This is a genomic window from Labrenzia sp. C1B70, from assembly GCF_000475395.1.
Lineage (GTDB): Bacteria > Pseudomonadota > Alphaproteobacteria > Rhizobiales > Stappiaceae > Roseibium > Roseibium algicola.
Map to the genome: position 1 here is coordinate 204,041 of NZ_AXCE01000006.1, position 24,728 is coordinate 228,768.

Consider the following 24,728-nt stretch of genomic DNA (forward strand, 5'->3'; position numbering starts at 1 on the left):
CGAAGCTAGGAAGACGAAGAACCTGCACCTGCGACATGAGCTGTATCCCTTTGCTCTGCTCGAGAGGCTGTTTCTGAAAACCTCTGCCGAAAGAGCTTGGCGACGCGATCCTTGACCTCCGACAGCATCGGGTGGAAACGCAGTCTTTCGTGAAAGCTCATCCATGACCCTCCCTGAGCGAGTGGGGTAGCCGTCAGGCGTGTCAGACCCTCCGTTTCCGCGATCCAGTCTGGTAGAACGCCCATGGCGTGCCCGGCGTTCAGAATATTGCAGAGCGATACGGAATTGTTGACGGCGTAGCGGCATGTCTTGCCCAGCAGAATGGCGTTGAGCAACTGCGAGGACTTGAGCCGCGCCCGGCTGCCGCAATATCCCGCCCAGATCTGTTCCTGCCAGGTCGAGGGGTCAACAGCGTCCGGCCGCTTTCGGCAGTAGTCCTTTGAGGCGTAGACGTGAAACTGGATCTCACCCAGTTTCTGGACAATCAGGTGCGGATGTTTAGGCTGTCTGTTCCCGATGGCGATGTCGGCGGAGTTCCGGCTGAGATCCCAGAAGGCATCGTCCGCGAAAAATTCTATCCGGACACCGTCAAGACCATCGGTTATCTGGTCGACGTGCCGTGTCAGATAATGCTGCCCCCATTCACCGAGCGTGATCCTGCAGACCTGCTCTTTTGAGCCGACCTTTTCCAGATCAACCGCGCGCCTGAAGTCCGCCGCTCCGCGTGCCATGGATCTGGCAATCTTGATCAAACGTCGGCCACCACCCGTCAGTTCGTAGCCGGTCTGGCGTCGATCGAACAATTGTACGTCCAACTGTTCTTCTAACCGCGCAATATGGCGGCCGACGGTTGGTTGGGACAGGCAAAGAACCTGGGCGGCTTTGCTGAGGCTCTGATTCTCGGCAACAGCTAGAAAGACGCGTACGGCATCCCAGTCAAAATCGATTTCATTCATTTTTGAATGATATCATGCAGCATCATTCAATTACATTCTAAAAAGGTTCTGACATCTTCTGCCCGTCATCAACGGGAGATGAGACAATGGTCAGCTTTTTAAGGGTCCTGTTTTCAAGAAAACGAAACGTTTGGTACACCGGTCCGGACAAGGCTGACCGAAGAAACCAAATGCCGGATTGGATGATGCGGGATCTCGGGTTGGATAACCCGGACAACCTGAAAGCCGTTCAGGCGGGCAAGTGCCGTAAACCGGAACTTTCCAGCATCCTGCCAGTCGTCAAACTGCCTGAGCGGCCCTGAACGTGTTGGCAAGTTCAACGAACCCTGCGATGTCGATTTCTTCGGCACGGGCCGTCGGCTTCAACCCGGCCCTTGTGACCAAGTCTTCTGCGTCCGGTGTCAGTGACTTGAGGCTGGCACGCAGCATCTTGCGTCTCTGGCCAAAGGCCGCAGCGGTAATCTTTTCAAGGGCTTTCAGGTCGCAGGGCAGGGGCGAAGGATTTGGCGTCAGATGAACCACAGCCGACGTCACTTTCGGGGGCGGCGTGAACGCCTTTGGGCTGATGTCGAACAGGATCCCGCCCTTGCAGCGCCAGCCTGCCAGAACTGCAAGCCTGCCATAGGCCTTGGACGCGGGGGGCGCGCTGATCCGCTCACCGACTTCCTTCTGGAACATCAGCGTCAGCGACGACCAGAATGGCGGCCACTGCGGTGTCGTGATCCAATTGATAAGCAGCTGGGTGCCAACGTTGTAAGGCAGGTTCGCGGCAATGCGGACCTTGTCTCCTCCAGTCAGGGCCACCGGATCGATTTCAAGGGCATCGCCTTCGATGACTTCCAGGCGCCCCGGATAGTGTGCCGAGATTTCGGCAAGAGCCGGCAGGCAGCGGCTGTCCTTTTCAATCGCGATCACCCGCTTCGCTCCTGCGGCCAGCAGGGCACGGGTCAGCCCACCGGGACCAGGGCCGACTTCCAGAACGGTGCAATCTTCAAGACTGCCCGCAGATCGGGCGATGCGAGAGGTGAGATTGAGATCGAGAAGGAAGTTCTGTCCCAGCGACTTTTTCGCATTGAGACCATGAGCGGCGATGACGTCGCGCAACGGGGGCAGGTCGTCTATCTGAGCCATTGATCGCTATCGCCCTAGAACCGCTCGGGGTTGGCAAGCACATCCGCCATGCGCAAGGACGCAGCGAAACTGTCGACCCGGGCGGTGCCGGTTCCAGCCAGGTTGTATGCCGTGCCATGGTCGGGAGAGGTGCGCACGAAAGGCAGGCCCAGCGTGACATTGACACTCTCATCGAAACCGATGGTCTTCGCCGGTATCAACACCTGGTCGTGATACATGCCAAGCACGCAGTCATAATGCTGCCGTGCAGGCGGGTGAAACAGAGTGTCGGCTGGATGCGGACCTGTCGCCTCGATACCCATCGCTCGCAGGCGAGAAATGGCTGGCTCTATAATGTCGCGGTCTTCTGTTCCCATCGAGCCGTTTTCACCCGCATGAGGGTTCAGCCCGCAAATCGCCAATCGTGGTGACGTGTAGCCAAACCTGGTCTTGAGGTCGCGTGCGGTAATTTCCGCAGTCTCAACGATAAGTTCAGTCGTGAGAGATGTCGGAACATCGCGAATTGGAATGTGAATGGTGACCGGAACCACCATCAACTCCGGTCCGGCAATCATCATCACGGGTTTTGCCGGTTCTCCTGGCCAGTGCATCTCTGCAAGGGAGCCCAGATATTCCGTATGGCCGGGGAAGGCGAAGCCGGTTCGGTAAAGCGCAGCCTTGTTGATCGGACTGGTCACGAGGGCGCAGGCATGGCCGGACTTTATATCGTCGACACACCCTTCAATAGCAGCAACAACGGAAGCTGCCGTTTCAGGTGCTTCCACACCCGGCTGGTCGGGTAGGGCCGGCCCGGTCTGTACAACGGGCAAAGCTTTGGTGAAAGTCGCAACAGCCTCGTCCTGCGCTACCAGCCTGAGCCGCGCGTTCAGGCCCATTTTCTGTGCACGTTCGTGCAGCAGGGATTCGTCACCGCGAATGTAGAATGGCGGCAATCCGAGAGCTTTGCGATTAGCCCATGCAATCAGAGCCAGGTCCGGGCCGATCCCGGCAGGTTCTCCCATACTGACGGCGATCGGCTTCTGGTTGGAGCGCATGTAGGATCAGCGATAAATGATGGTGGAACGACGGCGGATTTCCAGGAGATACCGACGGGACTGGCTTTCGCCTTCCTTCTGTCGCAGCTCGTTTTCAAGTTCCGTGCGAACGGCTATGTCCGACGCGATTTCGCGTTTTCCGCAAACCGCGATCATTTCGTAACCGACGGGCGTGGTGGAAGGTTTCGTCAACTTGCCCGGTGTCATTTTTTCGATTTCGGCGCGCATGTTTTCCGGAAGCTCGGTTTCGAGCCGGCGTCCGATAGGCTGCACAACCACTTCGCTGTATTTGCCGAGAATGGCGCCGGATTCATCGCAGCCGTTGAAAGCAGCCCGGATCTGGTTGCTCTCGTTCTTGCGCTTGGACTTGAAACCACCGGAGGAGTTCTTCGGTACCACGACAATGACCCTTTTGAGGTCATATTCCACGGACTTCTGACGGTCTTCCTCGTCGGTCTTCTTCAGGGCCGCGATCACGTCGGATTCATCCACTTCGATCCGGCCACTGAAACGGGACCGCAACACCTGGTTCCAGGCAAGCTGCGCCTTGAGGCGTTCCTTCAAGGTATCGGGCTGAACACCGCCACTGCGAAGCGCCTTGGAAAGCTGGGCCGGAGACATCTTCACATTGCGGGCAATGTTGTTGAAAGCGTTGTCGACTTCCGACTGGCTGACGTCAACGCCGACACGTTCGGCTTCGGCAAGTTTGACCTGGTCGTCGACCAGTTCCTCTTCCGCCTGCTTTTTGGCGATGGATGCGGACTTGCGCTGGGTCATTGTAATCAGCCGGGCGCGTTGGCTGATGTCGTAGTCGGTAATCGGCACATCGTTGACAATGATTTTGATCGCTGCATGGGAAGGCGTTGCCAGCGGCGCTGCCAGGATCAAAGCTAGTCCAAAGAATACCGGAACGATACGAAGTCGCATTGAATAACCATCCGTGCTGGCTTGAGGCCAAACCGAAGTTCGTTGTTTTATGACATGATGTTTCGCATATCATGCCCGAAATTTCAAAGGTTCCACGCATCATGCCTTTTTTCATGGCGGCATGATGACCTACGGTCAGTCAGATGGCCTAGTTGAGAGCGCCGCTTGAAACCTGTGTCGTGCCGATGGTCCTCAACCCGATGCGGAAATAAAGCGTCCGGTTGACGTCATCGCCATCGTTGCGGCTGCGGTCTTCAGCATAGGTGACGGACAGCGAAAAACCTTCGTCGTCATAACCGATCCCGAGACCGTCCTGCACGATGTTGCTGTTTTGCAGATCGTATCGCATGGAGCCGAAAATGCGCCAGTTTTCCTCAAGGCGAAGGCTCGCGGAGCCTAGCAGTTCCTCTCGCGGATCATCGATCCCGACATCCGGCTGCGCGTTCAGGAACGCATAGGCAAGGGAAGACACGACCGGGCCGTAGATACCGCTGGCCTGTGCCTGTATCCGGTTCACGGTGAAATCTTCCTTGTCGAGCCGGGCCTGGGCGCCGACCTTCACACCGTATTGCGTGTCCAGATAGAGGCTGCCGACGTAATCGGACAAGGAAGTTTCCAGACCGGAATCCTGCGTCGCACCGAGTATGTCCGGAATGGCATAGGAGTTGTCGCCGGCAAGCTGATAGGACCGACCGAACAGGCCGCTGACATAGTAGCCACTGTCCAGTTGCAGCTTGTAGTTCAGGCCGACGTTAAGACGTGTGCCGCCTTCGGCGCGGTCAAAGCCCGAGAACTTGTCGTAGTCGAACAGGGTCGTCGTATCAAAGACGATGCTTTGCGCGTCGTCGTTCGGCAGTTCGCCGATCCGCTGCTCGTTCGGACGGGCCACAACCTGGGCGACGGGCTCCAGGATCTGGTTGCCGCCGTTGAAAGTTGCAATGAACGGATAGCGGTATTCCAGGCCGATTGCGGGCATTGCACGGCCGACGAAACTTTCGCCTGTGAGAGCGGTCACGTCAGAATCCGGTGAGGCCAGAAAGAACAGGTCACCGCGCATATAGGCAAACGGCGTGAACGACTGTCCAAGCGGATCGATGAATGTGCGGCGCCAGTTCCCCTTCACGGACACGCGCGAGAAGGTGCCGTCGATACCACGGAATTTCGCAGTTGTGCCGCCATCAATGGAGAAAGCATCCGTTTCATCGCGTGTCAGTGAGGTGAAATTGGCAGTCAGTGCCAACTCACCGGCGAGGATCGGATCCGCGAACACATAGTCATAGTCGATCACGGGCAGAACGAGCGGCTGCTTGTCCTGCAGGGAGCTGCCGACCGGAGAGAAGCCATTGGCATTGAACTGGCTGTCCGTATAGTCCTCCTGGGATATCTGATACGCATAGGCTTTGACAGACAGCGCGTTACGGTCGGTCTTGCCTTCCAGATAGATCGTGGAGGTCTCGCCGTTGTCGCCAAAACTGGTGAACGAGTAGTCCTTGAAGAACTGACGGTCACTCTTGTAGGTCAGGTTCCAGCCGAGGGTCCAGTCGCGCGCAATGCTGAAGGAGGCGGTCGAATTGACCGCACCGCGCCAGCGATCGTCAGCGCGGTCCGTCGTGAAATTGCTCGGCTGTGCCTGAAACAGGCCAGCCGCAGAAACACTCACTTCGCCAGCGGCAAACCGATGACGATATTCGACATCGCCGAACACGCCCTGCTTGGTGAGTGGCGTCAGAATGGTCGTCACATCGTAATAGGGGCTGAGCGCCCAATAATAAGGAACGCTTACGCCATACCCGAGTTTGTCGGACACAATGCCGCTAGGCATCAGGAAACCGGACTTTCGGGTGACGGACGGATCCGGCATTGACAGATAGGGCAGGTAGGCAATCGGCTGACCGTAGACCTCGAAGGCTGCGTTCTCGAACCGGATGATCTTTTCCTGCTGATTGTGGATGATCTTCTCGGCCCGCACGCGCCAGAGCGGCGGCTTGTCCGGCGGGTTGGTCGGTTTGGTGTAGACCGTATAGACGCCGTTATCGATGGTCGTGATGTTGTTGCCTTCGCGCCGGGCTTGCTCAGCCAGGAAGCGTGTGCGCCGCGTCGTGTCGATCTGAAGGGCACGTGCGAAGCCTTCTGAAAAGTCTTCGGACAGGACCATTTCTTCCGTGCGCACGACATTGCCGTTGGATTCGATGAAGATCACATTGCCCGACGCCTTGAGCTGCTGGCTCTTGCGGTCGAAGACAACCTGATGCGCCTGGACGGTGCTGCCGTCGTAATAGACCTGCACATCTCCGGTCGCGACGATGAGATCGCGGTCGAAATCGTAGGTGATCTCACTTGATTCAAGCAGGAGTTCGGCATCGGGATCGACTTGACCGGCCAGACCTGCTGTCAGGTCCTGTGCCGCGGCTGGTGATCCGTACCCATGGCAAAGGGTTGCTGCAATGGCGCACAAGCTCGCCGCAGCCAACAGTCTGCCTTTTTTGGCCCAAGTCTCTGTTGTCAGAAAAACCGGAAAAGTCATCGCTTTACCCGTCTTCCTGATTCAAGAGAATTGTCAAACCCATGAGTACTCCAAATATTCCCGGCGCCCAGGCCGCCACCAAGGGAGGGACAATACCCGCACCCCCGAAGTCCTTGGCAAGTTCGGTTAGAACGTAAAGCACGAACCCGGAAAGGATTCCACCCAGAATCATACTTCCCAAACCGCCAAACCTCGAAACTTTAAGGGAAACCGCCGCTGCGATCAAAATCATAGCGACCAAAAGAAGCGGGCGGGCGAGGAGAGTCTGATACTGCAAATTGTAGCGATAGGCAGGTAACCCAGCGTTTCTGGCCAGTTCGATGAAACGAGGCAAATTCCAGAACGAAATCGATTCGGGGGATCCGATGCTTTCACGAACTTCAGTCGCAGTCAGGAATGTGCTGATCTGATATTGCCCGTAAGGCTGTGGATCCTGTTCGGTCGTGTAGACGATGGCATTGTCCAGGTACCAGATCTGGTCTCCGAGCCGCGCTTCGTCAGCTTCGATCCGCTCGCGGAAGGTACCGTCCTTGTCGAACGTGAAAATGGTGACGCCCTGCAGCAGCGTGCCGCCTTCCAGCAATTGCTTGGCAAGCAACACTGATTCTCCGTCCAGGCCGTCCTGCCGAACCCAAACGTCGTTCGAGGACTGCAAAAGGAAACTTTGTTCCGAGCCGAACAAACCGGCAGCTGCTTCGTCCGATTTCTGCTGAAACCAGACAGCCGCAGGATTGTAGACGGTGATGGACAGGATACCGAGAACGATCCCGACAAGGATGGCGGGAAGAGAAAACTGCCAGACCGAGATGCCGGAAGCCCGTGCCACGACCAGTTCCAGGCCTCGGCTCAGTGTCACGAAGGCAGCAATTGCACCGAACAGGACGGTGAAGGGAATGACCTGTTCCAGCAGCAGAGGCACCCGCAAGGCCGAGATCATGGCAACGCGCAGGACGGAAAATCCTTCGCGGTCACCACCACGTCTAACCAGTTCCAGGACGTCGAACAGATAGATCAGGACAGCGGCAAACAGGAAGAGACCGAGGATAGCCTTCAGGAAACGCCCTGAAAAATACAGCGACAGGGTCCGTCCAAGGATCATGCGACGCCTCCTGGCTTGCGACCGTTCAAGCGATCACTCAGTGCATCAATCCTGTCCTGAACAGAATGTTGCAGATCGACCAGCCAGCGTGGCTGCGACCCGCCTTGTTCGCGGAAGATGGAGACGAGGGCGAACACCGCGCCCGCAACGGGAACAATGTAAAGCAGGCTGAGAAGCGCGGTGGAACCACCGGAAATGGCGGTTACGCCGAAGCCCGTGGTCCTCAACAGGACACAGGAACAGATTGCCCCGAGCACGGCGAACCCGCGCCCCTGGCGTGTCGTTCTGGCCTTGCCGAGAAACGCGAACACGATCAGGCCGAAGGAAAGGCAGTAAAGCGGCTGGCTGAAGCGTTCGTGGAGCTCCTGCGCCAACTTGTCCGGATTCTTCAGCGCATATTCGTCGTTCCTGCCTGGTGACATCAGGTTAAGGGTGGTCCGCTCACTGGCTTTGAACACCGGCTCGCCAGCTTCAGGAATAAGGTTCGACAAATCGAATGCATAGGACTGGAAGCGAACGATCGAAATATCGCCCTGCTGCTTTGGACGTCTCTGAATTGTTCCGTTCTGCATGACAAGAAGCGTGCGATCGGCAGCTTCGACGATCAGCCCGGTGTCTGCCTGATAGGTAAAGGCCGTCTCCGGGTCGCGGGTGTCGTGCATCAAAAGACCGTCAAGAGTGCCTTTGCCGGAACGGTTGCGGATATGGAACGTCAATCCGTCCTCGACGGTGATGAAGCGGCCCGGCTTGACGATGTTGGCAACAAGGTCTGCGCGCACGCGGGTAATCTCGGTGCGCAGCTGAGCCAATCCGGTGGGAGCCACATAAAGTGACATGCTCGCGGTCAGCAACATGACTACGAAGGCAAAGAGCATGACCGGTTTCAAGACAAGGAACCTGGAGCCGCCACTGGCATCGATCACGATCAGCTCACTGTCGCCCGACAAGGAGTTTAGAACCAGTATCAGCGCGATCATCAGGGCGAACGGAGCCACGATGACGATCAGGAAGGGCAGGGCAAGCATGGTTATGCCAATGAACTGGACGATGGTCTGACCCTTTGAGGTCACCAGGTCCAGTTGGCGCAAGGCCTGGGTTGCCCAAACCACACCCGTCATCGCTGCAATCGTGAGGGTGAAAGCGTAAACAGTCCGGCGGATGATGTAACGTTCAAGCGTTTTCATAACGGTGCCGGTACATGTCCCTGCAAAAATGACGATAATCGGCCTGAGACCGAATAACACGGAATGTGGTGAATGGCTCATGAATAAGAATGGTAAATATACATTAATTTTTGTCGCCCTTGCCGAAAAGCTGTTGAAACCCCATGATTTGACACGAAAATCACAATCTACGGGATAGGGCGCCTTTTCTTTCCACTGCCCAACCGCTCCAACCAGAAAAACCAACGGGACCGAAGCATGACCAAGCTTGCAAAACTGAACTTCTCCAAGGCCGAAACGCCGAAGGGTGGGGTGGCCGTAATCCTGGCCGGTAGCGACCTTAGCCTTGGGCCGGTTGCTGCAGAAGTTGTCTCGGGTCTCGAGGGAGGCTTGCAACGTTCGGCCGGTATCGCAGGTTTCACCGGGAAGAAGAAGGCAAGTCTTGATCTGGTCGCTCCTGCCGGATCGGGTCTCGACCGGCTGATCGTATTCGGCGTTGGCGATGCCGGCGAGTTGACTGGCGACGATTGGCGGGCTTTTGGCGGCGCGGTGTTTGCAGAATTGCAGAAGACGAAGGCAGACGCAGCAACGGTGCTCCTGGATGTCCCGGGCGATGCAGATCCGTCCGGTGTATTGGCTGCAGAGTTCGCAATGGGCGTGAAGCTGCGGGCCTATGCCTTCGACACCTACAAGACTGCCAAGAAAGACGATGACAAACCCAAGAACATGAAGGTGACCTTGGCCGTTGCCGATCCCAAGGCATCAAAAAAGGCCTGGTCTTCTGCTGAAGCTATTGCCGACGGCGTGATTCTGGCCCGCGACCTTGTGAACGAACCGGCGAATGTGCTGGGTCCGGTGGAGTTTGCCGAGAAGGCCAAGGAACTGACGGCGCTTGGTGTCGAAGTCGAGGTTCTCGGCGAAAAGGAAATGAAGAAGCTTAAGATGGCTGCTTTGCTTGGCGTCTCCCAAGGGTCGACCCGCCCACCGCAGCTGGCCGTGATGCGCTGGAACGGAGGCAAGAAGGGTGACGCCCCGGTTGCGTTCGTCGGCAAGGGCGTGGTGTTCGACACTGGCGGCATCTCCATCAAGCCGGCCGCGGGCATGGAAGATATGAAAGGCGACATGGGCGGAGCTGCCGCAGTCATCGGCGCCATGCATGCGATCGCGGGGCGCAAGGCCAAGGCAAACGTGATCGGTGTCATCGGCCTCGTCGAAAACATGCCGGACGGTAACGCGCAACGACCAGGTGACATCGTCACCGCCATGTCCGGAACCACGATCGAGATCCTGAATACCGATGCGGAAGGTCGTTTGGTTCTTGCCGACGCGCTTTGGTATACGCAGGAAAAATACAAACCGGCGATCATGATCGATCTGGCAACGCTCACCGGTGCCGTGCTTGTCGCTCTCGGCAATCTGAATGCCGGTCTCTTTTCCAACAACGACGGTCTGGCAGACAAGCTGTTGTCATCTGCCAAGTCTAGCGGTGAGCCGCTTTGGCGCCTGCCGTTGTCGAAGGAATACGACAAGATCATTGATACGCCCAATGCAGACGTCAAGAACACCGGTGGCCGCTGGGCGGGGTCCATCACCGCTGCCCAGTTCCTGCAGCGTTTCACGAATGACGTGCCCTGGGCGCATCTGGACATCGCCGGAACCGCATTCGGCGCTCCGAAGGACGAAATCTGCCAGAGCTGGGCCTCGGGCTATGGCGTGCGTCTGCTCAACCAGCTTGTCGCGGATCACTACGAAGGCTGAGGTCCATCTTGGCGCCCTTCGCATTTTCTACTGGTGGAGGGCGCCAGGACTGGAATGCCGCTGGGCAAAGAAAAACCCGCCGGGAAGGCGGGTTTTTCGTATCTGGCTGTCGACCCTGGATCAGCAGGTCTTGTAGGTCTGGCAGGCCGTTGCCGGTTCAACCAGAAGACCCATGCCAAGTGTCGCGCCTGCAACGACAGCAACCAATGCGAAAAACACAACGACACGCGCAAGCATTCACCAAATCCCCTTTTGCGCCGGCTCGGGAAAACCGCTCACCGGCCAAATTTTTTGATCCATGGCCAAATCAAATGATCATTGGATCGTCCCCGGGGACGAACCCTAGCCAATCGACATTTTCGAAGGGTTAATGATACGAGTCTTATGGCCTGTCCATGTCATGTTTGCCGTCGGGGGAATTTGAACAGGCGAGTGTTGCAGGCCTGCACCACATTCCGGCATGGCGGTGGAAAACGGAAAGCGAAGGTACAAGGATGTGTCTAGACAGGGTCCGGCATGAGCGTTGAAGTTGTATTCTATCACCTTTTGCACAAGCCGCTGGAGATGGCTTTGCCGCAGCTTTTGCAAAAGTGCCTGGAGCGGGATTGGAAAGTTGTCGTGCAAACGGGAACCGAGGAGCGATGCAGCGCCCTTGATGCCCATTTGTGGACCTTTACCGACGACGGTTTTCTGCCACATGGCACCAAGGCAGACGGTTACGCCGAACATCAGCCGATATATCTCACGTCCGAGCAAGATAATCCGAACGAAGCCGACGTGCGCTTCCTGGTGGACAGGGCCGCGCCGCCACCGCTGAGCGCCTACAAGCGGGCGATCTACATGTTTGATGGCAACGATACCGAGGCTGTTCAGGAAGCGCGCAATCGCTGGAAGGAAGCCAAGGCGGAAGGGTTTGAAATCGCTTACTGGCAACAGACCGAAGCCGGCGGTTGGGAACGCAAGGCTTAGGCCGGCACAGACCCTGAGATGGGCGAGCAAACTTTTAAAAAGTGAGACGCGCACCGGTGCGCGATGCCGATATTGGAGGAAAGCCTTATGAAGAAGCTGAAGATGTCATCGGCCGACATGGTCGCCAAAGCCAAGGCGCGGATTGAGGAAGTCGACACCGATGCTGCCATCGCCCTGGTAGGAGATCCGGATGTGGTGTTCGTAGACCTGCGAGACGTGCGTGAACGTCAGAAGCTCGGGTTCATTCCGGGCAGCATTCATTGCCCTCGCGGCATGATCGAGTTCTGGGTGGATCCGGAGAGCCCCTATCACAAGGAGGTCTTCTCGCAGGAAAAGCGCTTCATCTTCCATTGCGCCGCAGGCTGGCGCTCTGCACTCACTGTCGCGACGCTTCAGGATATGGGCTTTGAAGCTGCCCATCTGACAGACGGGTTCGCAGACTGGGTCGAGAAGGGCGGTCCTGTCGAGCAAAAGGACTGAAACAGACCGCCCCGCCGTATTGGTGCTAGTTGGACGTCGAGATCAGGCGCAGTTCATCCGGATCGGCGTCCGAACCGTCCGTACCATCGTCGTTGACGGCTGTTTCATCGGGATCAATCGGGTCCGTGCCGTCGTCCGGGGTCTCGGTTGCTTCGCGGATTTCATCGATCTTGCCGTCGTAATCGCCAACCCCGAGAACCTGCTTGGCCCAGTCGAGCATTTCCTCGTCGACGTAGTCGTCGCCATATTCCCGGACGCGGTTCTCGTTTGCCATCGCCAGAAGTGCTTCTTCCAACGCTTCGTCAGAAACATCAGCGGCGAGCCCATCCAGGCCGGTCTTTTCCGTTTCGTAGTTGGTTTCAGCCGTTTTGAAATCCGAATAGGCGTCGCTCTGAAGAGCAGTTTCAAGCGCCAGTCTTTCAGTTTCGAGAGCGGTCAGCTCGTCATCTGACAATTCAGCCGTATCCAGGCTTTCAAGTTCGGCAAGCCGGTCTTCGAGCTGTTGCGAGGTCAGGCCTTCGTAGGCGAAGCCGTCATAGCTGTCCACGTCCTGAAGCAACCCGTCGAACAGCGTACGTGCGGTCAGGAGGTCCTGTTCGAGGCCTTGCAGATCTGCGGAAAGTCGCTCGTAGGCAAGGCTGTCATTTATGTAGGCCTGAATGGCTGCCAGATGCGGGTCGTTGGAATTGATATAGGCGTGGTAATTGCGATTGAGGGAATTCAACCGGCCAAGCTTTGCATTGAAGTTCTTCGGTTTGCCTGCAGGGCTTGCCTGTGGGGTCACGGCAATGCTTGCCAGTGTCGCGCGTTCAGCCTTTGGAAGCCGGTGGCTCGCGGTGCCACTATTGCCTCTGGAGGCGGTCTGACGCTTGCCGGAGCTCTTTGAATTTTCGGTTCCGAATACGGAATTCAGAAAGCCACCGAGGCCTTTTCCATTTCCGTTGCCGTTGTTCGACTTGGCCTGCTTGGAACCATTGCCGCGGTTGAAGATCCCAAGGCCCTTGTTGCCGTTGCCGTTGCCGTTGCCGTTGGAAGCGGAGTTCCCACCGCGGTTGGAGTTGCCGCTATTGCCCTTGTTGCCGGAATTTCCCTTGTTGCCGCCACCATTGCCGCCGGAATTTCCGCCGCCGCCACCACCATTGCCGTTTCCGTTGCCATTCTTGGCGAACGCCTTGTCCACATGGAAGGAAAGCGAAGGCACATCCGGCGACAGGGAAGGGGCAACGACGAGCGCTGTTGCGCCAAGGAATAGGGTGACGGTTCTGGAGAGAGACATTACGTATCCTGGTCTGAAGCGTGCGAAAAATCGAGCTTTGCGAAGACGCCCGCGGTAACTCCGCAAACGTGCCCGCAGTGTCTGAATGTTCACTTACGACAACCCGTCAGACTTTAATTGGTTTCACTTCCGACAGGAATTTTTCGGTCGAAATACCGCAATTCAACTCAGACGAGCGAGCAGTTGCGGCACCTTGCCGATGTGGTCCAATCGGTAAAACCGGTCATGGCCACGTGGCTCGTCCGCCTCTTCCAGTGCCCAGGTCAGGTCATAGGGCACGTGAGCACCGTATGCTCCTGCGTCCAGCGCCGGCAGGATGTCCGATTTCAGTGAATTGCCGATCATAAGCGCTTCACCCGGGCCACTGCCGTGGCGTGAAAACAGTGAGCGGTATGTCTCGTCGGTCTTTTCAGAGACAATCTCGATTGCGTCGAAATAGACATCGAGGCCGGAGGCCGTCACCTTGCGTTCCTGGTCGAACAGGTCCCCCTTGGTGATCAGGACCAGCTTGAAAGACGCCTTCACCTTTTTCAGCGTTTCTTCAACGTAAGGGAGAGGCTCGACGGGATGGGACATCATCTCTCGCCCGGCTTCCAGGATTTCGGCGATGACATCGGCGGGCACCTGCCTGTCGGTGACCTCGATCGCTGTCTCGATCATGGAAAGGGTAAAGCCCTTAACGCCGTAGCCGTAATGCAGGACATTGCGTTTTTCCGCGGCCAGCAGCCGCTCGGCCAGGTGATCCTTGTCGGTGTAGTCGCCGAGCAATGAGGCGAACCGTTCTTCCGTCAGCCTGAACACCCGTTCGTTGTGCCAGAGCGTATCGTCTGCATCGAAGCCGAGTGTCGTGATCTTGGCCATCAGGAAGCCTCCTCGAATTCGGCGGAAAGCTCCAGCCATTCCTCTTCGGTTTTGATCAGCTTCTTCTCGCAGAAGGCCCGTTCCTTGGCGAATTTCGCAGCCCGTTCCGGTTCCCTCGTGAAGAATTCCGGATCGGCAAGGGCTTCGTCCAGCTTGATGATCTTTTCCTGCAGGCGCTTCATTTCCTTTTCAGCGGCATCGATCTTCTGTTTCAACGGTTTCAGAAGTTCGCGTTTGACGGCAGCATCGCGGCGTTTTTCTTGCGCATTTGCCTTGTCAGCTTCCGCGGCGGCCTTGTCACGGGCTTTCTGAACCGCCTCGGGACCTTGCAGGATCAGTCGGCGATAGTCTTCCATGTCGCCGTCATAGGGTTCCACCTTGCCGTCTGCCACCAGCCATAGCCGGTCGGCGCAAGCCTCGACGAGATGCCTGTCGTGGCTGATCAGTACGACGGCTCCCTGAAAGTCGTTCAGCGCCATCACGAGCGCTTCCCGGCTGTCGATGTCGAGGTGGTTGGTCGGTTCGTCGAGGATCAGCAGATGCGGACCGTCAAATGTCGCCAGCCCCAGGAGGAGGCGGGCTTTTTCACCACCAGACAGGTCTTTCGCAGGCGTGTCCATCCGGTCGGTCGGAAGCCCCATGCGTGCAACGCGAGCCCGAACCTTTGCCTCCGGCGCATCCAGCATGAGGGCACGTACATGCGCAACGGCGCTTTCAGCAGGCTTGAGCTCGTCAAGCTGGTGCTGCGCGAAGAAGGCGATTTTCAGCTTCGACGCCTTGGTGATCTCACCATCCATGGCGCCAAGGCGTCCGGAGATCAGCTTGGCGAATGTCGACTTGCCGTTGCCGTTGGCGCCCAGCAACGCAATCCGGTCGTCGGTGTCGATATTCAGCGTCAGCCGCGACAGGATCCTGGTATCGCCATAGCCGGTCGCCACGCCTTCGAGTTTCAGGATGGGCGGTGCCAGCTGGCTGTCCGGATCGGGGAAATGGATCGGCTTGCTGCTCTCATCCGTGAGGGCGGCAATCGGCTGCATCTTTTCAAGCATTTTCAGGCGTGACTGCGCCTGCCGGGCCTTGCTGGCCTTGTAACGGAACCGGTCGACAAACGCTTGCATGTGCTTGCGCTGGGCGTCCTGCTTTTCCTTCGCCTTTTCTGCAAGGATCATCGCTTCGCGACGTTGCCTGTCGAAACTGTCATAGCCACCGGAGTAGTAGGTCATCTTGCCCCGGTCGAGATGGACGATGCTGTCGACAGCCTTGTTCAGAAGGTCTCTGTCGTGGGAGATCAGAAGCACCTGATGCGGGTAGCGGGCAACATAGTTTTCCAGCCACATCGTGCCTTCAAGATCGAGATAGTTCGTCGGCTCGTCGAGCAGAAGAAGGTCGGGTTCGGAAAAAAGAACCGCAGCCAGGGCAACGCGCATGCGCCATCCGCCCGAAAACGACGAACACGGCCTTTGCTGCGCGGCGGCATCAAAGCCAAGGCCGGACAGGATCGAGCCCGCCCTGGCTTCAGCCGTGTGGGCGCCGATGTCGGCGAGCCGGGTATGGATTTCGGCAATCCGGGCCGGGTCTGTCTGTGTTTCGGCTTCTGCCAGCAGCTGGCTGCGTTCCTTGTCCGCGGCCAGCACCACTTCCATCAGGGTTTCTTCCGTCCCCGGGGCTTCCTGTGCGACCTGACCGATGCGCGCGCGCTTCGGGATCTGCACTGAGCCTGTCTCGGTGGAAAGATCCCCGGTGATGATCTTGAACAGCGTTGATTTGCCCGCACCGTTTCGACCGACAAGACCTGTCTTGGCCTTGCCGGGGAGCGTAACGCTGGCTCTGTCGATCAGGAGGCGGTCTCCGATCCGATATGTAAGGTCCGTAATCTGCAACATGAGGCGGATGTTTGGCGGAGCGCCCATGCGGATGCAAGTGGAAAGCTGTTCTTCGGGCGATCCGGTGGCGGGCTGTGGCATCGCTGCACCGTTGGCCCGCCGGTTTGAAGATCAAGGTTCCAGAAAATCGAGGATCTCGGCGACTATCCGCCTGTGTTGCTGCTCGCGCTCCCGGGAACCTTTGACACAAACAATTTCATCGCCGGGCTCATCTTCCTTCAGGATTTCGAAGGCCTCCGGTTTGCACACGCCCATGAAGTCGAAATGCCCGGCATCTTCCAGTTCAAGATGGTGCACCATGCTTGCAGGCAAGGCGGCCGCAAGAGCGCAGGATTCGACTTCCTGGTTCAGCATATCCGCACGTTCCGAACCCAGTACCAGGACCGGAATATTTATTGCGTGAAGACTTTCTTCTGAAAACAGGGGCGTGCCACCGAGGTCCATGCTGATGACCTTCCGGACACGGCTATCCTTGCGCGAAACGGACATCTGTTTCCTGTCGGCGGCGGTCTCGGCAACGGACCATCCTGCGAAAACTCCGCACACCACTGGCTGGTTCTCGCCGGTGCAGATTGCCCTTTGCCGTTCAGTGTCAAACTTGGCACCTGCCAACAACATCACGGTGTACCCGCCAAGAGAATGCCCTGCCGCGTAGATGCGGTCCGGGTCGATCCGCTTTGAAGTTGCCTCGTCTTCCAGCAGGAAAGTGATCACCCTCGATAGATCCACCGGTCGATCCCAGAGTTCACGTGCCTGATCGGGATCACGCAGGAATGTACTGGTTCCCGGATGATTGATCATGGCGACCAGGTAACCGCGCCGCGACAACTCCGAGCCCAGCCAGGCCTGATTGAAGGTGTTGCCATACATTCCGTGTGAAAGGACAAGCAGCGGGAAACGTCCGTCCGCTGGTTTGCCGTCTGGATCGGCAGCAGCCATCTGCCAGACCTTGCTCTTGTCTGCCTGGCTGAAGAGCTCAGGTGTCTGTGTCGGATACCAGAGATCTCCGGCCAGAGGACGATCCTGCCGATCGTCCTCGATCGTCAGACTGGTTACACCAGGACCATAGGGGAGGGCTGAGGTGTCCTGTGCCTGTGACAGGACCGGTTCGATGAAGCCTGCAACAAGGATTGCAGCACTCAGGAATGTGCGCGTGTAAGAGTACCGTCCGGCGAGGTGAGGAGACATGGGAAATCCATCTGAAAGTTGCGATGCCCTTCAAATGTCCGGTGGCGGATCTGTTGACAATCGCCGCAGGCTGCCGGTCTTGTCCTCAATCGTGATAAAGGACAGCACGTTCAAACTGCCTCTTTGCGCATACCGGTCATGATCAGCATTCCCGTCTCCTTTCTGCTTGCAGCTGTCTTCCTGTCACTCGGCATCGCTGCGCTGAACTGGCGCTCGTTGCCGCCTGTCGCGAGAGGGCTGTTCGTTCGGCTCTTCGGTCTGCTGACGCTGGAAGCTGCCCTCGTGGGCGCGCGCTTCGCCTTCGGGGTTGTCGAGCTCCTGACCGTGCAAAGGGTGTTGCCGGTGTGGATAGCGCCGTCCGTTTATCTGGCTTTCGTCTCGCTGACCGTTTCGGGTGAAAGAACCCGGCAACTCGTGGCGTTGAATTTTGGTGCGGCTGCCATCGTGACAGTTGCAATGCATTTGCCTGTGCCGGTTGCCGGTTACGTTGATGGGCTTATCGGCGCAAGCTACGCGGTCTATGCGCTTGCGCTTGCAAGGCTCTGGAGCCAGGGGCCGGATGTGTTTTGCCAGGCTCCGACGAACAAGAGTGGTCTGCTTCGCAATCTGCTCGGCTTTTCCATATTGATCATGCTGGCAACACTGCTGATCGACGCCTTTGTCGCTTACCTGTTCGCGCAGCAAAGCGAGGTTGCCGCCGCGCTCGCGATTTCGCTGGCAAGCCTGTTCTTTCTGGTCCTTGCAGTCGGAGCAGCCTTTGGTGTTCTGGGTGCCCGCTTCGGGCAGTCACGGGCAAAGGTTGAAGAGAGCGTTGGAAATGACGCGCAGCGGGCAGAGATTGTCGATTCTGCCCGAAAGGTTCTGGTGGACCAGGAGTTCTTCCGGGATCCATCGCTCACACTTACGCGGCTGGCCCGGCGGGTCGGGGTTCCTGATCGGGAACTATCCAGAGCTGTCAACGCAGTTGAAGGCGTCAATGTCAGCCAGTTCGTCAATCTGGTACGCCTCGCGGAAGCGGAACGACTGCTGGTTACGACGGATGAGCCTGTCGGCCGGATACAGGAGCGGGCCGGATTTTTGACCCGTTCGAACTTCTACAGGGAATTCCAGAAGGCATATGGCGAAGCGCCAGGCGCTTATCGCAAGAATGCTCAGTCCTCGCTCTGAGCTTTTTCTTCTTCTTCCGGAACACTCAGATAGATCTCAGCCAGGCCGGCGAGAAGTTCATGGCAGAGGATCACTTCCCGCGTCTGCGGATCCCAGAAGGCGTTTTCCTCGCCGCAGGCGGTTGAGCGGAAAGTGACTGTCTTCGGCAGCTCGTAGAAAGTGTCGAATTCCTTGGCGACCATCTCCACCAGTCCGCTTTCCTTCAGGAAAACGGCCATGGCTTCCAGGTCTCTTGTTGCCGGATCGTGGACGACCTTGATCTTGCCCCCGGGCGTATCGCTGTCTCTCAGATAAGGATCGGTCACGATTTCCCACGAAGCCGAGGCCTGTTCATAGTCGAAGGCGCAACTTTCGATCCGCTCCTCCGGCAACTCCAGGTCTCTGGCAAGATCCAGAAAGGCGTCTTCGTCGGCCCCTACCATCAGGCACAGCATCTTGTAGCCGCGTTGCTGGTCTAGATCGTGCTCGTCGTAGAAAACCAGGTCGTCGTAGTCTTCCTCGGCAATCAGGAACCAACCGATCATCGCCTGTGTGAGATAAAGATCCATGTCGTCGGTGTCCGCGCCGAGCATGGAAACGGTGGCCAGATTGTCGACGGCATCTTCTTCCTGGGCCAGAACGGGAAGTTCCAGTTCCGAGACAAGCATATGTCCGCTCTCGTGGTAGAGCGTGAACAGCGTGTTGCCCGCAACGAAAACGAAGAGCTCTTCCAGCTGTTCGGGCGAAAGGGCGGCAAGTTGCCCTGCCAAAGTGGGGAAAGTTTGCGGGCTTTCGATCTCATGTGTATTGGCCGCCACCGAGGGGGCGGCAAGGCTGAGCCAGAGCGATGCGACGGCCGCATAAAGCAGCGTTGGCAGGATGGCGAAGAGTTCGACCATGGTGTCATTCCCGAAGAGGAGCGCTGCAAACCGTCCGCTCGACCTTTGCATTTGCGCGCAGACTAGGCAGCCGTTCGTATGTTGGCCAGCACCATATTGAGCCACAAACCGGTTACCGACATCAAAATGTCATGACCCGGCCCCCTTGCGGGCGTGACGGCACCCCGTTATTAAGGCCGCGAAATTTTTAAAAATCCGGAACCGGCACTCCGCCGGCCCGCTGCTGAAACGAGAAAGATGAAACCATGGCGATTGAACGCACGTTTTCCATGATCAAGCCGGACGCCACCAAGCGCAACCTGACCGGTGCCATCACCGCCAAGCTTGAAGAAGCCGGCCTGCGCGTCGTTGCTTCCAAGCGCGTTTGGATGTCCCTGCGCGAAGCTGAAGCTTTCTATGCGGTTCACAAGGAACGTCCGTTCTTCGGCGAACTGACTGAATTCATGTCTTCTGGCCCGACCGTCGTTCAGGTTCTGGAAGGCGAAAATGCCATTGCCAAGAACCGTGAAGTCATGGGTGCAACCAACCCGGCTGACGCTGCAGAAGGCACGATCCGCAAGTCCTATGCCCTGTCCATCGGCGAAAACTCCGTACACGGTTCCGATGCAGCTGAAACCGCTGCTGAAGAAATCGCGTTCTGGTTCTCCGGTGTTGAACTCGTCGGCTAACCTGCGGGCAATGAGTTGACTGAAAAGCCGGTCCCGTCGGGGCCGGCTTTTTCTGTTTGTGCCACCTCTCAGCCGTTACATCGCGTTACACTTTGATGCGATTGTCTGACAGCGTTCTGCTTCCAAAGGCCTCATACTCAATTCGTGGGCGAAGAGATCGGGAGAGAGCGATGCGCATATCCGTAGCGCTGGCCGGAGTGTTGATTGCAGCACCGGCTGCCGCGCATGACAGCATGGTGCCACTGGAAGGTGAACAAGCCGTCGAGCAGACGCATGTTATGGAGGAAATCTGGAACCTCTTGCTTCCGAAGGCCGAAGCGTCGGCAGACATTTCAGTCGACAGTAACTATCGCCATATTCATGCCGACGGCTATCCGGTGAAACCACCCGGAAAATTTCCCAACCGCGGGAACCCGCATTCCATTTCGAAAAAGAACTACAATCTGAAAGTCCCTCTGGTGCCGCACAAGAACTCCAGCGCAACCAGGGCGCAGGAGGCGGTTTTTGGCATTGCGGTGAACGGTGTGGTCATGGACCCTGGCACGGCGGAGTTCTGGCAAAACGACCGTCGCTCGGGATGGAACTACGAGGCGCTGGGCGGTGCTTGCAAGCTGGGTCTTGATCGGTACAACGCCCATGTCCAACCGGATGGCACCTACCATTATCATGGCATTCCGACCGGCGTCATGGCCTCCAAGGATGGTAAGTCGGTGCCCGCCTTGTTGGGATTCGCCGCGGACGGCTTTCCCATCTACGGCCCTTACGGCTATTCCGATCCCAAGGGGAATTCGGGTCTCAAGAAGCTGAACAGCAGCTACAGGGTGAAGAAAGGCAATCGGCCGGGTGGGCCGGGCGGGCGCTACAACGGCAAGTTCACACAGGATTGGGCCTATGTTGCCGGCGCCGGCGATCTTGACCAGTGCAACGGGCGTTTTGCGGTTACGCCGGAATATCCGAACGGCACGTATCACTATGTGCTGACGGATGCATTTCCTTTCATTCCACGCTGTTGGATGGGTAACCCCGACAGCAGCTTCATGCGCTTGAAACGAGCTGGCATGAGAGGCGAGATCCAGAACGAGAGCGATCTTCCCACGGTCGATTTTGCGGCGCTGTCGGACAATAGCGAGGCTGCCGTCATGCTTGTTCAGGCGCAGGGCGGACACCCGCCACGTTTTCTGCATGGAGGTCGCCCACCGCCCCCGGGCCTTGGATCTGGCCATGGACCAGACTTTGGCTCGCGCAACGGAGGTCCTCCACCCGGCGCAAGGCCGGAAGCCGGGCGTGGGGGGAGATCTCCCTGCAGCGGCAGCTGAACGGGAAAAGTGCGTGACATCCACGCACTTTTTTTGGAAATGAAACATTCAAAAATTCGAAACTTGGAAAGAAAGGAAGTCACATGAAATCGATCACGCTCGGAGCCGCCCTCATTCTGGCAACCGTGGGCTCATGTTTTGCCGCAGAAGGGCCTGGGGCGCATTTCATCGAAAACTGGGATCTGAATGGTGACGGTGCAGTGACCGCGGAAGAAGCGCGGGAACGGCGCGGCAATGTCTTTGCCAGTTTCGACGCCAACGACGATGGTTTTCTGGATGCAGAGGAATATGTCCTCTTCGATGAGGCAAGAGCCCAGGATCAGGCAGAGAATGAGCCCAAGGGATTGGGGAAAGGTGCAAGAAACCCGGCAAACGGCATGCGCCTTGAAGTCAATGATACCGACGGCGACGGCAAGGTTTCTGAAGCCGAGTTTCTCGACAACGCAGCCTCCTGGATCGAAATGATCGACCGCAACGGCGACGGGGTCGTCACAGTTGCGGATTTCGGCCCACGCGGGTGAAACGAACCACCCGGATAATGGGTAAAAGCGGCCATCCGACTTGACAGGTGGCCGCGCTGGGGGAACCTTGCCGGGCTCATGTTCGAGGAATTCAGTAAGGCATCATGACCCAGCAGCCGCCCAAGAGCACTTTTTCCGCCTGTCCGCACGATTGTCCGTCGACCTGCGCGCTGGAGGTGCATTTTTATCCGCATGGCGACGTACGCCGGCTGAATGGTGCCAAGGACAATGCCTATACCGCAGGCGTTATCTGCGCCAAGGTCGCGCGTTATCCCGAACGGCTTTACCACCCGGACCGGCTGTTGAAGCCGATGCGGCGCACCGGCAAGAAAGGTGAAGGCCGTTTTGAGGAAATCTCCTGGGATGCAGCGCTGGATCTGATCGCTGAAAAGTTCCTGGCTGCCGAAGCCGAATTTGGAGCCGAAAGCGTCTGGCCCTATCACTATGCCGGTACGATGGGGATGGTGCAGCGGGACAGTATCCACCGGCTGCGTCATACCAAGGGCTACTCGCGTCAGTTCGACAGCTTCTGCACCAACATGGCCTGGACAGGCTATGTTGCCGGCACCGGCAAGTTGGCAGGGCCTGATCCGCGTGAAATGGCGGTTTCCGACCAGATCGTCATCTGGGGCACAAATCCGGTCGCGACCCAGGTCAACGTGATGACCCATGCCATTGCCGCCCGTAAGAAACGCGGCGCGCGCATTATCGTTGTTGACGTCTATGAGACCGAAACGATGAAGCAGGCGGACATCGGCATCATCCTGAAACCCGGCACGGATGCCGCGCTTGCCTGCGCTGTCATGCATGTGCTCTTCCGCGACGGCCATGCCGACCGGGATTACCTGGAAACCTACACGGATTGTCCAGCCGAGCTGGAAGCGCATCTGAAAACGAAGACCCCGGAGTGGGCTGCCTCGATCACGGGGCTGGACGTCTCAAGGATCGAGGAGCTGGCGCAGCTGATCGGTTCCGTCAAGAAGACCTATTTCCGGCTCGGCTACGGCTTCACCCGGTCGCGCAATGGTGCAGTCGGCATGCATGCTGCCAGTTCCATTGCCGCTGTCACCGGCTGCTGGAAGGAAGAGGGCGGCGGCGCCTTCCACAACAACGGCGCGATCTATCAGCTCAACAAGGAAATGATCGAAGCCGGCTCGCTGAAGGACCTGGCTGTGCGTGCCCTCGACCAGAGCCTTGTCGGCCGTATTCTCACGGGCGACGAAGCGGCGTTGCTTGGTGGTCCGCCGGTGAAGGCGATGCTGATTCAAAATACCAACCCGGTTTCCGTGGCACCGGAGCAGGACCTGATAAAGCAGGGGTTTGCGCGCGAGGACCTCTTCACCGTCGTCCATGAGCATTTCATGACAGAGACCGCGCAGATGGCAGACATCGTGCTGCCGGCAACCCAGTTTCTGGAACATGACGACCTTTATAAAGGCGGCGGACACCAGTATCTGATGCTGGGTCCCAAAGCTGTTGAGCCGCCGGAAGGTCCTAGGGAAAATATATTTGTTATCAACGAGATCGCCAGGCGCGTTGACTCAAAACCTCACCCCGGATTCGATATGAGCGCACGCGACCATATCGACTGGCTGTTGCGCAATTCCAACTATGGAACGCTCGCAGACCTGGAAGCTGGAAAGTGGATCGATCTGCAGCCTGATTTCGAAACGGCGCATTATCTCAACGGTTTCGGTCACGCAGACGGCAAGTTCCACTTCAAGGCTGACTGGGGTCGTTCCTCTGCTCCCAACAAGCCGGAAGACGGCACAATCTTCGGTCCCTGGCAGACGATGCCGGAGTTGCCGGACCAATGGGACAGCATCGAACTTGCAGACGAGCAGCATCCGTTCCGCTTGGTGACATCGCCAGCCCGCTCTTTCCTGAATTCCACGTTCAACGAGACCGACAGCTCGAAGAAGAAGGAAGGCCGACCGGAGGTCTGGTTGCGTCCGGAAGAGGCAGAGCGTTTCGGCATCGAAGACGGTGCCAAGGTGAAGATGGGCAACCGGCGCGGTGTCGTGACTTTGCATGTGCGATATGTTGCGACCGTCGCGCCCGGAACCGTGATCTCGGAAGGGATCTGGCCGAACGATGCATTCGAGGATGGTCGCGGCATCAACACGCTTACCGGGGCCGACCCGGTTGCGCCCTATGGCGGCGCGGCGTTTCACGACACGGCCGTGTGGCTGAGGGCCGTCTGACGCTGACTGCCGGTTTGTTAGGTAATTGCGGCCCATTTCGAGATGCGAGTGAACTCGCTCCTCAGGATGAGGCGGACGTGCATTCAGACGCAAGCAGAGCAACACACTCATCCTCATTCTGAGGAGGTGCGAAGCACCGTCTCGAAGGATGGGCCACTTGCTCCATAGCCTCGCAATTTCAGAAAAGAAAAGGCGGTGCATCGCCCGTCCGATGTCACCGCCTGCCTCGGGAAAGTCTGGTCGTCGGTCCGGCTTGGGGCTTCCGAACGTCAGACCTGGCTTTCCGAGGATTGGGAAACCGGTGTGGCCAGCTTGCCTTCTTCCGCCTTGTAGAAATACTGGCTTGAGACCAGCCAGCCCTTGAGCGGTCGAAGCATAGGAATGCAGGTCACCAGGATCAGCGGCAGGGTCGTCACCAAATGCACCCAGTAAGGGGCTGTAAACGCGATTTCGAGCCAGATCGCAAAGGCGACTGCGGGAATGCAGCCGAAGCAGATCACGAAAAACGCGGGCCCGTCCGCAGGGTCGGCAAAGCTGTAATCAAGTCCGCAGTGGTCGCATTTCGGCTTCAGCTTCAGGAAGCCGTCGAAGATGGAGCCTTCGCCGCAACGCGGGCAGCGGCCCTTGATGCCGGTGCGGATCGGCGGAATTTGCGGCCAGCTTTGTGGAGTGGTCATGGAACACCTTTTCCTGCGAGAGGTCTTCCGGTTCGAGCCGGAGACGTT

Annotated in this window: 21 protein-coding genes; 8 read left to right on the forward strand and 13 right to left on the reverse strand. The window is 57.8% G+C overall.

All coding sequences use genetic code 11. The features are described 5' to 3' along the window. Positions 1-5: 5 nt before the first annotated feature. The 7 genes from Q666_RS42710 to lptF form a co-directional block, all read right to left on the reverse strand. A complete protein-coding gene (locus tag Q666_RS42710) occupies positions 6-956 on the reverse strand; it encodes a LysR family transcriptional regulator (protein WP_023003972.1) in 951 nt (316 codons plus the stop codon). A 279-nt stretch (positions 957-1,235) separates the two neighbouring features. Further along, positions 1,236-2,087 (reverse strand): 16S rRNA (adenine(1518)-N(6)/adenine(1519)-N(6))-dimethyltransferase RsmA, encoded by an 852-nt coding sequence (gene rsmA, locus Q666_RS42715; RefSeq protein WP_023003973.1) that lies wholly within the window; start codon positions 2,085-2,087, stop codon positions 1,236-1,238. Between the two features lie 14 nt (positions 2,088-2,101). Further along, positions 2,102-3,121: a 4-hydroxythreonine-4-phosphate dehydrogenase PdxA gene (gene pdxA / locus Q666_RS42720; protein WP_023003974.1), complete on the reverse strand. Its 1,020-nt coding sequence runs from the start codon at positions 3,119-3,121 to the stop codon at positions 2,102-2,104. Positions 3,122-3,127: 6 nt separating this feature from the next. Then, entirely contained in the window at positions 3,128-4,048 is a 921-nt protein-coding gene (locus Q666_RS42725) for a peptidylprolyl isomerase (RefSeq protein WP_075281556.1), read from the reverse strand. Positions 4,049-4,196: 148 nt separating this feature from the next. Continuing rightward, positions 4,197-6,518, reverse strand: a complete 2,322-nt coding sequence (locus Q666_RS42730) for an LPS-assembly protein LptD (protein WP_035907990.1) — start codon at positions 6,516-6,518, stop codon at positions 4,197-4,199. A 58-nt stretch (positions 6,519-6,576) separates the two neighbouring features. Beyond that, positions 6,577-7,671, reverse strand: a complete 1,095-nt coding sequence (gene lptG / locus Q666_RS42735; RefSeq protein WP_023003977.1) for an LPS export ABC transporter permease LptG — start codon at positions 7,669-7,671, stop codon at positions 6,577-6,579. Further along, positions 7,668-8,855, reverse strand: a complete 1,188-nt coding sequence (lptF, locus tag Q666_RS42740; protein ID WP_023003978.1) for an LPS export ABC transporter permease LptF — start codon at positions 8,853-8,855, stop codon at positions 7,668-7,670. The genes lptG and lptF overlap by 4 nt, the downstream gene beginning before the upstream one ends. Before the next feature lie 237 nt (positions 8,856-9,092). On the opposite strand from lptF, the gene Q666_RS42745 reads away from it, so the two are divergent. From Q666_RS42745 to Q666_RS42755, 3 genes are all read left to right on the forward strand, one after another. Continuing rightward, the gene (locus tag Q666_RS42745) at positions 9,093-10,592 is read left to right on the forward strand and encodes a leucyl aminopeptidase (protein WP_023003979.1); all 1,500 of its coding nucleotides are present in this window, start codon (positions 9,093-9,095) and stop codon (positions 10,590-10,592) included. A 516-nt stretch (positions 10,593-11,108) separates the two neighbouring features. Then, complete coding sequence (locus tag Q666_RS42750) at positions 11,109-11,561, forward strand: DNA polymerase III subunit chi (protein WP_023003980.1); 453 nt, start codon at positions 11,109-11,111, stop codon at positions 11,559-11,561. 87 nt (positions 11,562-11,648) lie between these two features. Continuing rightward, positions 11,649-12,041 (forward strand): rhodanese-like domain-containing protein, encoded by a 393-nt coding sequence (locus tag Q666_RS42755; RefSeq protein ID WP_031270729.1) that lies wholly within the window; start codon positions 11,649-11,651, stop codon positions 12,039-12,041. 25 nt (positions 12,042-12,066) lie between these two features. Here Q666_RS42755 and Q666_RS65885 read toward each other — a convergent pair whose 3' ends face one another. From Q666_RS65885 to Q666_RS42770, 4 genes are all read right to left on the reverse strand, one after another. Continuing rightward, the gene (locus Q666_RS65885; protein ID WP_023003982.1) at positions 12,067-13,317 is read right to left on the reverse strand and encodes a hypothetical protein; all 1,251 of its coding nucleotides are present in this window, start codon (positions 13,315-13,317) and stop codon (positions 12,067-12,069) included. Positions 13,318-13,479: 162 nt separating this feature from the next. Beyond that, entirely contained in the window at positions 13,480-14,178 is a 699-nt protein-coding gene (locus Q666_RS42760; protein WP_023003983.1) for an HAD family hydrolase, read from the reverse strand. Beyond that, positions 14,178-16,061, reverse strand: a complete 1,884-nt coding sequence (locus Q666_RS42765; protein ID WP_031270731.1) for an ABC-F family ATP-binding cassette domain-containing protein — start codon at positions 16,059-16,061, stop codon at positions 14,178-14,180. Before Q666_RS42765 ends, Q666_RS42760 begins: the two co-directional genes overlap by 1 nt. A 111-nt stretch (positions 16,062-16,172) precedes the next feature. Continuing rightward, on the reverse strand, positions 16,173-17,249 hold the full coding sequence (locus Q666_RS42770; protein WP_023003985.1) for an alpha/beta fold hydrolase: 1,077 nt from the start codon (positions 17,247-17,249) through the stop codon (positions 16,173-16,175). 138 nt (positions 17,250-17,387) lie between these two features. Here Q666_RS42770 and Q666_RS64760 point away from each other — a divergent pair, with 138 nt between their 5' ends. Next, complete coding sequence (locus tag Q666_RS64760; RefSeq protein WP_023003986.1) at positions 17,388-18,416, forward strand: AraC family transcriptional regulator; 1,029 nt, start codon at positions 17,388-17,390, stop codon at positions 18,414-18,416. On the opposite strand, the gene Q666_RS42780 is transcribed toward Q666_RS64760, so the two are convergent. Next, positions 18,401-19,294: a DUF4344 domain-containing metallopeptidase gene (locus Q666_RS42780; RefSeq protein WP_023003987.1), complete on the reverse strand. Its 894-nt coding sequence runs from the start codon at positions 19,292-19,294 to the stop codon at positions 18,401-18,403. The genes Q666_RS64760 and Q666_RS42780 overlap by 16 nt on opposite strands. A 245-nt stretch (positions 19,295-19,539) precedes the next feature. On the opposite strand from Q666_RS42780, the gene ndk reads away from it, so the two are divergent. From ndk to Q666_RS42800, 4 genes are all read left to right on the forward strand, one after another. Next, positions 19,540-19,962: a nucleoside-diphosphate kinase gene (gene ndk / locus Q666_RS42785; protein ID WP_031270733.1), complete on the forward strand. Its 423-nt coding sequence runs from the start codon at positions 19,540-19,542 to the stop codon at positions 19,960-19,962. A gap of 170 nt (positions 19,963-20,132) precedes the next feature. Then, positions 20,133-21,278, forward strand: a complete 1,146-nt coding sequence (locus tag Q666_RS42790) for a YHYH protein (RefSeq protein ID WP_023003989.1) — start codon at positions 20,133-20,135, stop codon at positions 21,276-21,278. Positions 21,279-21,361: 83 nt separating this feature from the next. Next, positions 21,362-21,799, forward strand: coding sequence for an EF-hand domain-containing protein (locus tag Q666_RS42795; protein ID WP_023003990.1), 438 nt, complete (start codon positions 21,362-21,364; stop codon positions 21,797-21,799). Positions 21,800-21,903: 104 nt separating this feature from the next. Next, positions 21,904-24,003 carry a molybdopterin oxidoreductase family protein gene (locus Q666_RS42800; protein ID WP_023003991.1) on the forward strand — a complete coding sequence of 700 codons (2,100 nt, stop codon included), beginning with the start codon at positions 21,904-21,906 and terminating at the stop codon, positions 24,001-24,003. Between the two features lie 269 nt (positions 24,004-24,272). Here the strand turns inward: Q666_RS42800 and Q666_RS42805 are convergent, their stop codons facing one another. Continuing rightward, positions 24,273-24,680: a DUF983 domain-containing protein gene (locus Q666_RS42805; protein WP_023003992.1), complete on the reverse strand. Its 408-nt coding sequence runs from the start codon at positions 24,678-24,680 to the stop codon at positions 24,273-24,275. Positions 24,681-24,728 lie beyond the last annotated feature (48 nt).